Raw genomic sequence first — 12,068 nt, forward strand, 5'->3', positions numbered from 1 at the left:
CCCGCCCGGCCTGGCTGTCAGAGATCAGCCCTGGCCGTAGCCAGGAGTTCCTCCGCGTGGGCGCGGGCCGTTTCGGAGTCCTCCTGGCCCGCCAGCATGCGGGACAGCTCGCGGATGCGCTCCTCGCCCTCCAGGGCCTTCACACCGGAGCGGGTCACGGAGCCGTCGTTGGTCTTCTCCACCAGCAGCTGGCGGTCGGCGAACGCGGCGACCTGGGGCAGGTGGGTGACCACGACGACCTGCGCGGTCCTGGCGAGCTTCGCCAGCCGCCGGCCGATCTCGACCGCCGCCTTGCCGCCGACACCCGCGTCGACCTCGTCGAAGAGGTACGTCGGCACCGGATCGGTGCCCGCGAACACCACCTCCACGGCCAGCATCACGCGGGAGAGCTCACCGCCGGAGGCGCCCTTGGCGATGGGCCGCGGCGGGGCACCCGGGTGCGGGGCGAGCAGCAGCTCGACCTCGTCCACGCCCGAGGGGCCGTAGGCGACCGTCCGCCCGCCGACCTCGACGCCCTCCGGGTCCTCGGTCTGGCGGATGTCGAAGGACACGCGCGCGTGGGGCATCGCCAGCGAGGCCAGCTCGGCGGTCACGGCGGCGGCGAACCGCTCGGCCGCCTCCGTCCGCGCGTCCGTCAGCGCCTGCGCGAGCCCGCCCAGCTCGGTGCGCAGCGCGTCCCGCTCGGCCGTCAGCTCCTCGATCCGCTCGTCGTCGCCGTCCAGCTCGGTGAGCCGCGCGGCGCTCCGCTCGGCCCAGGCCAGGACGCCGGCGACGTCGTCCCCGTACTTGCGGGTCAGGGCGTTCAGGGCGGCCCGGCGCTCCTCCACCGCGGCCAGCCGCAGCGGGTCGGCGTCGAGATCGTCGGCGTACCCGGCCAGCTCACCCGCCACGTCACCCAGCAGGATGCCGATCTCCCCGATCCGGTCGGCGAGCGCTGACAGCGCCGGATCGTGCGACCGCACGGCCTCCAGGGCCCGGTGCGCGCCCGCGACGAGGGTCGAGGCGTCGATCCCCTCGGGGTCCTCCGGATTGCCCGCCAGAGCGGCGTGCGCGACCGTCGCGGCGGACGACAGCGCCTCGGCGTGCCCCAGCCGCTCGGCCTCCTCGGCCAGCTCCACGTCCTCGCCGGGCCGCGGCTCCACGGCGGCGATCTCGTCGAGCCCGTACCGCAGCATGTCGGCTTCCTGCGCCCGCTCACGCGCGCGCGTGGTGATCTCCTCCAGCTCGGCGGCGACGGCCCGCAGCCGCCTGTACGCCTCGCCGTACTTGGCGAGCGGCACGGCGACGGCGTCGCCCGCGTACCGGTCGAGCGCCTGCCGCTGCCGGGACAGCTTCAGCAGCCCCTGCTGGTCGGTCTGCCCGTGCACGGCCACCAGGTCGTCGGCCAGCTCGGCGAGCAGCCCGACGGGCACGCTGCGCCCGCCCAGGTGCGCCCGGGAGCGGCCCTCGGCGGACACGGTACGGCTGATCAGCAGGGCACCGTCGTCCAGCTCGGCCCCGGCCTCCTCGGCACGCACGACGGCCGCGGTGCCGGGGGGTACGGTGACCCGCCCCTCCACCACCGCCTTCTCGGCCCCGATCCGCACGAGCGCCGGGTCCGCCCGGCCGCCGAGCAGCAGCCCCAGGCTGGTGACCACCATGGTCTTGCCCGCACCCGTCTCACCGGTGACGGCGGTGAACCCCGGCGACAGCTCGACAACGGCATCGTCGATGACCCCGAGCGACCGTATCCGCATCTCCTCCAACACGGAACAGACCATACGAGGTCCGGGGCCGGGAGCGCACATGGCCCGCCTATGTCACTCCGAGGGGTGGTGGGGCGCGCCCCGCCATCCCGTGGTGGGCAGCGCGAACTTCGCCACAAGCCGGTCGGTGAAGGACGAATGGTGCAGCCGGGCCAGCCGTACCGGCACGGCGCCCCGCCGCACCTCGACCCGCGCACCCGGCGGCAGCTCCACGGTCCGCCGCCCGTCGCACCACAGGACCCCCGGCGGGATGTGCGGCAGCACCTCCACCGCCAGCACGGAGTCCGGCGAGGTGACCAGCGGCTTGGCGAACAGCGCGTGCGCGCTGATCGGCACCATCAGCAGTGCCTCCACCTCCGGCCACACCACCGGCCCCCCGGCGGAGAAGGCGTACGCGGTGGACCCGGTCGGTGTGGACAGCACGACGCCGTCGCACCCGAAGCCCGTGACCGGCCGCCCGTCGATCTCCAGGACGACTTCCAGCAGCTTCTCGGCGCCGGCCTTCTGCACGGCCGCCTCGTTCAGCGCCCAGTCGGTGTGCACGATGTCGCCGTTGCGGTGCACCACGACGTCGACGGTCATCCGCTCCTCGACCTCGTACGACCGCGCCACCACCCGGTCCACGACCCGGTCGAGGTCGTCCCGTTCGGCCTCCGCGAGGAACCCGACACGCCCGAGGTTGACGCCGAGCATCGGCACCCCGGAGGCCCGCGCGAACTCGGCGCCGCGCAGCAGCGTGCCGTCGCCGCCCAGCACGATCAGCAGCTCGCACCCGTCCAGGCACTGCGGGGTCGCCTCCTTGACGAGGGCCACCTCGTCCGGGAGCGGCAGGTCGCGCGCCTCCTCCTCCAGCACCCGCACCCCGATGCCATGCCGCAGCAGGCCCTTGACGACGAGTTCCGCGCTGCGGATCGCCGCGGGCCGCCCGGTGTGGGCGAGCAGGAAAACAGTACGCGCCAGGTTCTGTGTCAACGCGGCCCCTCCGCCACTGCACGTTCAACGTCGGCCGGGTCCACCTGGGGTGCCCCCGCCCGCAGCCAGAGAAAGTACTCCACGTTCCCCGAGGGCCCGGGCAGCGGGCTCGCGGTGACCCCCCGCACCCCGAGCCCCAGCTCCCACGCCTTCTCGGCCACTCCTCGCACGGCCTCCGCCCGCAGCTGCGGACTCCGTACGACTCCCCCGCTGCCGAGCCGCTCCTTCCCCACCTCGAACTGCGGCTTGACCATCATCACCAGGTCGGCGTCCGGCGTCACGCACCGCTTCAGGGCGGGCAGCACCAGCCCGAGCGGGATGAAGGACAGATCGCCCACGACAAGATCCACAGGTTCCCCATCGATCGCCTCAAGCGTCAACTCGCGTACGTTCGTACGGTCCTTGACGGTGACGCGTTCATCCTGCTGGAGCGTCCAGGCGAGTTGTCCGTAGCCGACGTCCACCGCGACGACGTGGGCGGCGCCCGCGCGCAGCAGGACGTCGGTGAAGCCGCCCGTGGACGCGCCGGCGTCCAGCGCGCGCCGGCCCTCGACGACGAGCCCGCGCGGTACGAAGGCCGCCAGCGCGCCGGCGAGCTTGTGCCCGCCCCGGGAGACGTAGTCGGGATCGCTGTCGTCGGCCTGGACGACGATCGCCGCCGCGGTCTCCACCTGCGTGGCCGGCTTGGTCGCCACGGTCCTGCCGACGGTGACCCGCCCGGCGGTGATCAGCTGGCTGGCGTGCTCGCGCGAACGGGCGAGCTTCCGGCGGACCAGCTCCGCGTCGAGACGGCGGCGTGCGACTCCTGCCACGTTCGGTTCAGCTCCTGCTCTGGTGGTACGACGGTGAGGGGGCCGCGGGTCCCGGGCGGGCGTCGAGCGCGGTGAGCGCGTCGCGCAGTCCCCGGTGTACATCCTCGTACACCTCGACATGGCCGTCGGTGGCGAGGTGGTCGGCGTCGGCCAGCCGGTCGAGCCGGGCGTCGACCTCGGCGTTGCCGGTGGGGGTGCGCGCGACGTTCAGGGGGGCGGGCGCCGCGGGGTCGTACGCGGGCGCCGCCTCGGTGTCGATGTCGGCCTCGGACACGGACTCGCTCATGCCCAGACGCTACCCCGAACCGCTGGGGTACCGTCGTGGGCGATGGCCACGATCGAGGAGTGCCGCGCCGCACTGGGGAAGCTTTCGGACAACATGCAGGGGGCCGAGGGCGACGTCCGCGCGGCCGCCGCGCTCGACCGCTCGGTGAGCTGCCACATCACCGATCTCGACGTCACCTTCGCGGGCCGGATGACCGGCGGCCGGATCGAGGTCGTCGAGACCCTTCCGGGGCCGCCCCGTGAGAAGGCGGAGATCAGGCTCGCCATGGCCGGGGACGACCTGGTGGCCCTGGTGGGCGGCGAGCTGAACTTCGCGACCGCCTGGGGCTCGGGCCGGGTGAGGCTGGAGGCGAGCCTGCTGGACCTGTTCCGGCTGCGGAAGCTGCTGTAGGCGCTCGCGTCGTCAGGAAGCCGCCGCGGCCTTCTCCGCACGCGCCTTCCGGGCCGTCGGCACGACCAGCGGGGTGCCCGTCTCCGGGTCTTCGATGACCTGGCAGCGCAGCCCGAAGACCTCCTCGACCAGCTCGGCCGTGACGATGTCGTTCGGGGTGCCCTCGGCGATCACCGTGCCGCCGCGCAGGGCGATGAGGTGAGTGGCGTAGCGGGCGGCGTGGTTGAGGTCGTGCAGCACCGCCACCAGCGTCCGGCCCTGCTCCTCGTGCAGCTCGGCGCACAGGTCGAGGACGTCGATCTGGTGCTGGATGTCCAGGTAGGTGGTCGGCTCGTCCAGGAGCAGCAGCGGGGTCTGCTGGGCGAGCGCCATGGCGATCCACACCCGCTGCCGCTGCCCGCCGGACAGCTCGTCCACGTACCGCTCGGCCAGCTCCGCCACACCGGTCCGGCGCATCGACTCCCGCACGACCCGCTCGTCCTCCGCCGACCACTGGCGCAGCAGGCCCTGGTGCGGGTAGCGGCCTCGGCCGACGAGGTCGGCGACGGTGATGCCGTCGGGCGCGACGGACGACTGCGGCAGCAGGCCCAGGGTCCGCGCGACCTTCTTGGCGGGCATCGACTGGATGGCCTGCCCGTCCAGCAGCACCCGGCCCTGGCTGGGCCTGAGCATCCGCGACAGCGCCCGCAGCAGCGTCGACTTGCCGCACGCGTTCGGGCCGACGATCACCGTGAAGGAGTTGTCCGGGATCTCCACCGACAGCTGCTCGGCGATGACCCGCTGGTCGTAGGCGAGGGTGACGTTCTCCGCGGACAGGCGGTTCACAGTGCTCCTAGGGGTGTTCGGGTGCGCGCCGCTCGCGTCCGGGCCCTGCGCGCGCTTCATATCCGGCCCGCCCGGCGCTCGGTGACCAGCAGCCACAGCAGGTAGGCGCCGCCGAGGACGCCGGTGACCACGCCGACGGGCAACTGGTCGGCGCCGAAGGCGCGCTGGGAGGCCCAGTCGGCGGCGACCAGCAGGGTCGCCCCCATGCACAGGGAGGGCACCAGGTTCGGCCCCGGTGAGCGGGTGAGGCGGCGGGCGAGCTGCGGCGCGGTGAGCGCGACGAAGCTGACGGGGCCCGCGGCGGCCGTGGCGGCGGCGACGAGCAGGACGGCACAGACCATGAGCACGAGCCGGACGCGCTGCACGCGCACGCCGAGCGCGTTCGAGATGTCGTCGCCCATCTCCGTCATCCGCAGGCCGCGCGCGTTGGCGAGGACCAGCGGGACGAGGACGGCGCACAGCCCGAGCAGCGGCCAGACCTGCTCCCAGCCCCGGCCGTTCAGCGAGCCGGTCATCCACACCACCGCGCGGGTCGCGTCGACCAGGTCGGCCTTGGTGAGCAGATAGCCGTTGACCGCCGTCATGATCGCGTTGACGCCGATGCCGACCAGCACCAGCCGGTATCCGTGCACGCCCCGCTTCCAGGCGAGCGCGTAGATGGCGACACCGGTCGCCAGGCCGCCGGCCAGCGCGCCCACGGTCACCTGGGAGGCGCTGCCGGACATCAGCACGATCACGACGAGCGCCCCGGCCGTCGACCCCTGTGACAGGCCGAGCACGTCCGGGCTGCCCAGCGGGTTGCGGGAGACCGACTGGAACAGCGCCCCGCCGAGGCCGAGCGAGGCACCGACCAGCAGACCGACGAGGACGCGCGGCAGCCGTAGCTCGTTGACGATGAAGTCCTGGTAGGCGGTGCCGTCGCCGGCGAGCGTCCGCAGCACGTCGGCCGCCGGGATCCTCGCCTCGCCGGTGCCGATCAACGCGACACCGGCGGCACAGGCCGCGGCGAGCAGCAGCACGACGACGAACAGCGCGCGCGGGTCCAGGCGCAGCGAGAGCCCGCCGGGGGTGCGTACGGCACGGCTCCTGGGGTGTGTCTTCACAGCTGGGCCGTCCTCCGCCGTCGTACGAGAAAGATGAAGACCGGGCCGCCGATGATCGCGGTGACGATGCCGACCTGGAGCTCGGCGGGGCGGGCCACGACCCGGCCGACGACATCGGCGCCGAGCAGCAGCACGGGCGCCAGGACCGTGGCGTACGGCAGGATCCAGCGCAGGTCGGGGCCGGTGAAGGAGCGCACGACGTGCGGAACCATCAGGCCGACGAAGACGATCGGGCCGCAGGCGGCGGTCGCGGCACCGCACAGCACCACGGCGGCCAGCATGGCCAGCGCCCGGGTGCGGCCGAGGTTCGCGCCGAGGGCGCGCGCGGTGTCATCGCCCATCTCCACGGCATTCAGCGGCCGGGCCAGGGCGAGCGCGAGGACCGTGCCGACCGCGAGGAACGGCAGGACCTGCACGATGGTCGAGTTCGTGGCCGAGACCAGCGAACCCACCGTCCAGAAGCGCATCTTGCCGAGGGCCGCGCCGTCCGTGATCATCACGGCCTGGAGGTAGCCGTACAGGGCCGCGCTGATCGCCGTACCGGCGAGCGCGAGCCGTACCGGGGTGGCGCCCCGGCTGCCGCCGAGGAACCACACCAGCGCGCCGACCGCCGCCGCGCCGAGGAACGCGAACCACACATAGCCGCTGAGGCTGGTGACGCCGAAGTAGGTCATGGCCGTCACGACGGCGGCGGAGGCGCCCGCGTTCATGCCGAGCAGCCCGGGCTCGGCCAGCGGGTTGCGGGTCAGCGCCTGGAGCACCGCGCCGGACAGGCCGAGCGCGGCACCGGCCAGCAGACCGAGGGCCGTGCGCGAGAGCCGCTCGTCGACGACCACGTCGCCGTACGTCCCCGTGTCGTGGAACAGGCCGTGCCAGACCTGGTCCAGCGACAGCGCTTTCGCCCCGATCGCGATGCTCGCCAGGGCGACGAGCACCAGGAGCACGACCGAGAGCAGGAGCCCAAGGGCCCTCGCCGCCCGGCGGGTCGGGGGCGCGGGGGCGGTCTCCGCGCGCTGTTCCGGAGGACTGTCGACCAACACGAGGTTAGGTTAGCCTACCCTCGCTCGGATCTCGATCCCCGGTCCCTGTGAGGCCCGCGGAAGCCCGCCGAGGTGCCCCGGGGTCCGCCCACGTCCCGCTCCCCCGAGGCCCGCCCGCCGGCAACCGCCTGAGGGGCCGTCAGAGCCCCAGCCTGGCCAGCGCCTTCTCCCCGTCCAGCGCGCAGGATCCCTCCCCCGCCGCCGTCCAGGCCGCCGCGCACAGCGCCCGCAGCCCGTCCAGCGGCTCACCGTCGCCCGTCAGCTCCAACCGGTCCGTCCCGGCCACCGCCGTCCACCCGCCGCAACGCAAACCGTCACCTTCCCGGGTGACATCCGGCTGCCCGGTGAGCAGCCCGCGCAGATCGGCGTCCACATACGTCGGACGGTGCTGCGGCGGCGCGGCGAGCAACTGCGCCCCGTCGGTGACCCCGGTCAGCACCAGCAGCGAGTCCACCCCGCCGTTGAACGCGCCCTCGATGTCCGTGTCCAGCCGGTCCCCGACCACCAGCGGCCGGTCGGCACCGGTCCGGATGATCGTCTCCCGGTGCATCGGGGGCAGCGGCTTGCCCGCGACCTGCGGCTCGGCACCCGTCGCGATCCGCACGACCTCCACGGCCGCCCCGTTGCCCGGAGCGATGCCCCGCCCGCTCGGAATCGTCAGATCCGTGTTGGACGCGAACCACGGCACGCCCCGCCGGACGGCGTACGACGCCTCCGCGAACCGCCCCCAGGGCAGATCGGGCCCGCCATAACCCTGCACGACCGCCGCCGGGTCGTCGTCCGCCGACTCCACCGGCGTCAGGCCCCGCTCACGCAGCGCCGCCCGCAGCCCCTCACCGCCGATCACCAGCACCCGGGCCCCGGCCGGCACCTGTTCGCTGATCAGCCGCGCGACGGCCTGCGCGGAGGTGATGACATCGTCCGCGCCCGTCGGTATGCCCAGCTCCGTCAGATGCCCGGCCACCGCGTCCGGCGTCCGCAGCGCGTTGTTGGTGACGTACGCGAGACGCATCCCGCCCGACCGGGCCACCTCCAGCGAGTCGACCGCGTGCGCGATCGCGTTCCCGCCCGCGTACACCACCCCGTCCAGATCGAGCAGCGCCGTGTCGTACGCCTCGCTCAGGGGCTGCCCACTGCCCTCGGGCCTCGTCCTGACGCCCTGGCTCATGTCCACATCGCTCCTCGTTCACTCGCCTTTCCCCCGATCATCCCGCACACCACTGACACACGTACGATGCCGGGATGGACACAGCAGGTCACTGGGAGGCAACACCGCGTCGAGGCCTGGAACTGACCCCGTTCCGAGGTCTTCGTTACGACCCCGACCGGGTCGGCAGCCTCGCCTCCGTCACCTCCCCGCCCTACGACGTCGTCGTACGCCCCGACGGCCTGCACCACCTCCAGTCGGCCGACCCGTACAACATCGTCCGGCTGATCCTTCCCCAGGCCGGCACCCCCAGCGCCCGCACCGAGCAGGCCGCCGACACGCTGCGCCGCTGGCTGGACGAGGGCATCCTCGCCGCCGACCCCGAGCCGGGCCTCTACGTGTACGAGCAGCGGCACGGCGACGGCATGCTCCAGCGCGGCATCATCGGCACCCTGCGGGTCACCGAACCCGCCGAGGGCGTGGTGCTCCCGCACGAGGACGTCATGCCGCCCGTGGTCGCCGACCGCGCGGCCCTCATGCGGGCCACACGCGCCAACCTGGAGCCGCTGCTGCTGACCTACCGGGGCGACGGCACGGCGGCCGAGGTCGTCGAGCGTACGGTGGACCGCCCGCCCCTGCTGGCCACGACCACCGAGGACGGCTACCGGCACCGCCTCTGGTCCGTCACCGACCCCGAGGAACTGACCCGCATCCAGACCGACCTCGCCGGCCGCCAGGCCCTCATCGCCGACGGCCACCACCGCTGGGCCACCTACCGCCGGCTGCGCCTGGAACACCCCTCCCCCAGCCCCTGGGACTACGGCCTGGTCCTCCTGGTCGACACCGCCCGCTACCCGCTGCGCGTCCGCGCCATCCACCGGCTGCTGCACGGCCTGCCGGTCGCGGACGCCCTGGCCGCGGTGGACGGCCTGTTCCGGGTACGGCACCTCGACAAGCCCCTCGCCCAGGCCCTGGAGACGCTGGCGGACGCGGCCTGCGCCGGCAACGCCTTCCTGCTCGCCGGCGACGGCGTCTTCCACCTGCTCGACCGCCCGGACCCCGATCTCCTGGCCCGGACCGTCCCCGCGGACCGCCCGGCCGCCTGGCGCGCCCTGGACGCGACGGTCCTGCACGCCACGCTGCTGGACCACGTCTGGCACATCCCCGAGGACTCCCCGGCCCACATCGCCTACATCCACGACACGGCCGCGACGGTCGAGAAGGCGGAACGCGACGGCGGTACGGCGGTCCTGCTGCACCCGGTCCGCGAGGAGGTCGTACGCGAGCTGGCCCGGCAGGGCGTGACCATGCCCCGGAAGTCGACGTCGTTCGGCCCGAAACCGGCCTCGGGGCTGGTGCTGCGGGCACTGGAGATCTGAGTCGGCGGCGGGCGTCAACGCCCAGGCCGCCGACACACAAAAGAGGGCAGGCCCCCGCGGGGGCCTGCCCTCTTCCGTGTGACTGACGTCAGTCCTTGTCGCCGTCCTCCGGGGCGGCGTCGGCGGACTCGCCGGCCGTGTCCGTGCCGTCCTCGGCGTCCTCGGTGTCCTCGGACAGGGCGTCGACGAACTCCACGCCGTCCAGCTCGGCGAGCCGGTCGGAGGCGTCCGTGCTGCCGTCCCGGTCCGCCTCGACGGCCTTCGCGAACCACTCCCGCGCCTCGCGCTCCCGGCCGGCGGCCAGCAGGGCGTCCGCGTACGCGTAGCGCAGGCGAGCGGTCCACGGCTGCACCGAGTTGGAGGCCAGCTCCGGGCTCTGGAGAGTCACGATGGCCGCGTCCATCTGCCCCATGTCACGCCGGGCACCGGCGGCGACGAGCCGCATCTCGACCTGCCCGGCCTTGTCCAGCTTGTGCACCTCCGGGGCACCGGCCATGTCCAGCGCCTTCTCCGGCCGGCCGAGCCCGCGCTCGCAGTCGGCCATCACCGGCCACAGGTCCACGCTGCCGGTCATCCGTCGGGCGGCCCGGAACTCGGCGAGCGCCTCGCCGTACTTCTGGTTCGCGTACGCGGCGAATCCCGCGGCCTCGCGCACGGCGGCCACGCGGGACGCCAGGCGCAGGGCCACCTTGGAGTAGCCGTAGGCGCCCTCGGGGTCCTCGTCGATGAGCCGGGCGACCATCACCAGGTTCTTGGCGACGTCCTCCGCGAGCGTCTTGGGCAGGCTCTGCAACTCCTGCCGGACGTCCTTGTCGATCTCGTCGCCGGTGACGTCCTCCGGGATCGGCAGCCGCTTGATCGGCTCCCGGTCCCGCTCATCACGGAACCGGCCCCCGCCACGGCGGTCGTCCCGGCCGTCGCGGCCGTCACGGCCACGGAAGCCACCGGGGCGCCCGCCGCGGTCGTCCCTGCGGGGCCCACGGCTCCCACGGTCGTCCCGGCCGTCGCGGCCACGGAAGCCGCCGCGCTCACCACGGCTGTCGTCCCGACGGAAGCCACCGCGGTCGCCACGGTCGCGATCGTCACGGCGGTCATCGCGGCGATCGTCACGGCGGTCATCGCGGCGATCGTCACGGCGGTCATCGCGCCGGAAGCCACCTCGGTGGTCGTCACGCCGGTCATCACGGCGGAAACCGCCACGGTCGTCGTCACGCCGGTCATCACGGCGGAAGCCACCACGGTCGTCGTCACGCCGGTCATCACGGCGGAAGCCACCACGGTCGTCGTCACGCCGGAAGGCGGGGCGGTCGCCTCGGTCACCGCGGTCGTCACGGCGGAAACCGCGGTCCCCACGGTCATCCCTGCGGTCATCACGACGGTCGTCACGCCGATCGTCGCGACGGAAGGCCGGGCGCGAACCCCGGTCTCCCTCACGGCGGTAGCCGCCACCACGGCTGTCATCCCTGCGGTCGTCGCGCCGGTCGTCGCGGCGGTCGTCGCGACGGAAGCCACCGCGCTCGCCGCGGTCGCGGTCGTCGCGCCGGTCGTCGCGCCGGTCGTCACGGCGGCCGTAGCCACCGCGGTTGTCGTCGCGCCGGCCGTAGCCGCCACGGTCGTCGTCACGGCGGAAGGCGGGGCGGTCGCCTCGGTCACCGCGGTCGTCACGGCGGAAACCGCGGTCCCCACGGTCGTCGCGGCGGTCGTCGCGACGGAACCCGCCACGCTCACCCCGGTCGCGGTCATCCCGCTGGAACCCCGGACGCGCGCCACGCTCGCCCTCGCGGCGGAAACCGCCACCACGGCGGTCGTCACGCCGGTCATCACGGCGATCGTCGCGACGGCCGTAGCCACCACGATCGCCGCCACGCCGGTCGTCGCCGCGGCGGTCATTGTCACGGCGGAAGCCGCCACGGTCACCGCGGTCACCACTGTCCCGTCGCCGCTGGTCGCGCTCCGGTCGATCGTCGGGAGAGTTGGTGGACATGGTGACTCCTGTCTTCGGTACTACAAGCATTGTAAAAACAAAAGGACCCCTGGTCCCAGCTGAACGCTGGTGACCAGGGGTCCTCCAAAGATTGTTCGGCGGCGTCCTACTCTCCCACAGGGTCCCCCCTGCAGTACCATCGGCGCTGTGAGGCTTAGCTTCCGGGTTCGAAATGTAACCGGGCGTTTCCCTCACGCTATGACCACCGAAACCCTAATGGTTTCGAGCGAACAAGCACACTCTTCACTTGTGTTCACAGTTCGGCTCAAAGCCGGCAACCGTTCGTTGCCTCAGAACATACACAGTGGACGCGAGCATCAATGGACAAGCCCTCGGCCTATTAGTACCAGTCAACTCCACCCGTTACCAGGCTTCCATATCTGGC

12 protein-coding genes and 1 rRNA gene are annotated in these 12,068 nt (G+C 73.3%); 3 read left to right on the forward strand and 10 right to left on the reverse strand.

Features of this window, described 5'->3' with window-relative positions:
* Window positions 1–17: 17 nt before the first annotated feature.
* From recN to IE294_RS04620, 4 genes are read right to left on the reverse strand one after another with little or no spacing between them, the layout of a single operon-like run.
* Window positions 18–1,760, reverse strand: coding sequence for a DNA repair protein RecN (recN, locus tag IE294_RS04605; RefSeq protein WP_189882502.1), 1,743 nt, complete (start codon window positions 1,758–1,760; stop codon window positions 18–20).
* 39 nt (window positions 1,761–1,799) lie between these two features.
* Window positions 1,800–2,717 (reverse strand): NAD kinase, encoded by a 918-nt coding sequence (locus IE294_RS04610; protein ID WP_014671839.1) that lies wholly within the window; start codon window positions 2,715–2,717, stop codon window positions 1,800–1,802.
* Window positions 2,714–3,529 carry a TlyA family RNA methyltransferase gene (locus tag IE294_RS04615; protein WP_189882504.1) on the reverse strand — a complete coding sequence of 272 codons (816 nt, stop codon included), beginning with the start codon at window positions 3,527–3,529 and terminating at the stop codon, window positions 2,714–2,716. Before IE294_RS04615 ends, IE294_RS04610 begins: the two co-directional genes overlap by 4 nt.
* 7 nt (window positions 3,530–3,536) lie before the next feature.
* Complete coding sequence (locus tag IE294_RS04620) at window positions 3,537–3,815, reverse strand: hypothetical protein (RefSeq protein WP_189882506.1); 279 nt, start codon at window positions 3,813–3,815, stop codon at window positions 3,537–3,539.
* Window positions 3,816–3,857: 42 nt separating this feature from the next.
* On the opposite strand from IE294_RS04620, the gene IE294_RS04625 reads away from it, so the two are divergent.
* Complete coding sequence (locus IE294_RS04625; RefSeq protein ID WP_189882508.1) at window positions 3,858–4,205, forward strand: sterol-binding protein; 348 nt, start codon at window positions 3,858–3,860, stop codon at window positions 4,203–4,205.
* A 12-nt stretch (window positions 4,206–4,217) separates the two neighbouring features.
* On the opposite strand, the gene IE294_RS04630 is transcribed toward IE294_RS04625, so the two are convergent.
* The 4 genes from IE294_RS04630 to IE294_RS04645 all read right to left on the reverse strand — a co-directional run bounded on the left by IE294_RS04630 (window position 4,218) and on the right by IE294_RS04645 (window position 8,341).
* On the reverse strand, window positions 4,218–5,090 hold the full coding sequence (locus tag IE294_RS04630; RefSeq protein ID WP_189882510.1) for an ABC transporter ATP-binding protein: 873 nt from the start codon (window positions 5,088–5,090) through the stop codon (window positions 4,218–4,220).
* Window positions 5,087–6,133 carry a FecCD family ABC transporter permease gene (locus IE294_RS04635; protein WP_189882512.1) on the reverse strand — a complete coding sequence of 349 codons (1,047 nt, stop codon included), beginning with the start codon at window positions 6,131–6,133 and terminating at the stop codon, window positions 5,087–5,089. Before IE294_RS04635 ends, IE294_RS04630 begins: the two co-directional genes overlap by 4 nt.
* Entirely contained in the window at window positions 6,130–7,173 is a 1,044-nt protein-coding gene (locus tag IE294_RS04640) for a FecCD family ABC transporter permease (RefSeq protein ID WP_189882514.1), read from the reverse strand. Before IE294_RS04640 ends, IE294_RS04635 begins: the two co-directional genes overlap by 4 nt.
* A gap of 139 nt (window positions 7,174–7,312) precedes the next feature.
* The gene (locus IE294_RS04645; RefSeq protein WP_189882516.1) at window positions 7,313–8,341 is read right to left on the reverse strand and encodes an HAD hydrolase-like protein; all 1,029 of its coding nucleotides are present in this window, start codon (window positions 8,339–8,341) and stop codon (window positions 7,313–7,315) included.
* A gap of 74 nt (window positions 8,342–8,415) precedes the next feature.
* Here IE294_RS04645 and IE294_RS04650 point away from each other — a divergent pair, with 74 nt between their 5' ends.
* The gene (locus IE294_RS04650) at window positions 8,416–9,699 is read left to right on the forward strand and encodes a DUF1015 domain-containing protein (RefSeq protein ID WP_189882517.1); all 1,284 of its coding nucleotides are present in this window, start codon (window positions 8,416–8,418) and stop codon (window positions 9,697–9,699) included.
* A gap of 88 nt (window positions 9,700–9,787) precedes the next feature.
* Here the strand turns inward: IE294_RS04650 and IE294_RS47260 are convergent, their stop codons facing one another.
* Window positions 9,788–10,549, reverse strand: a complete 762-nt coding sequence (locus tag IE294_RS47260; protein ID WP_194537659.1) for a tetratricopeptide repeat protein — start codon at window positions 10,547–10,549, stop codon at window positions 9,788–9,790.
* Between the two features lie 312 nt (window positions 10,550–10,861).
* Here IE294_RS47260 and IE294_RS47265 point away from each other — a divergent pair, with 312 nt between their 5' ends.
* Window positions 10,862–11,746, forward strand: a complete 885-nt coding sequence (locus IE294_RS47265; protein WP_194537660.1) for a hypothetical protein — start codon at window positions 10,862–10,864, stop codon at window positions 11,744–11,746.
* Between the two features lie 30 nt (window positions 11,747–11,776).
* Here IE294_RS47265 and rrf read toward each other — a convergent pair.
* A 5S ribosomal RNA gene (rrf, locus tag IE294_RS04660) occupies window positions 11,777–11,893 on the reverse strand.
* Window positions 11,894–12,068 lie beyond the last annotated feature (175 nt).

The organism is Streptomyces canarius, from assembly GCF_014650735.1.
Lineage (GTDB): Bacteria > Actinomycetota > Actinomycetes > Streptomycetales > Streptomycetaceae > Streptomyces > Streptomyces olivaceoviridis.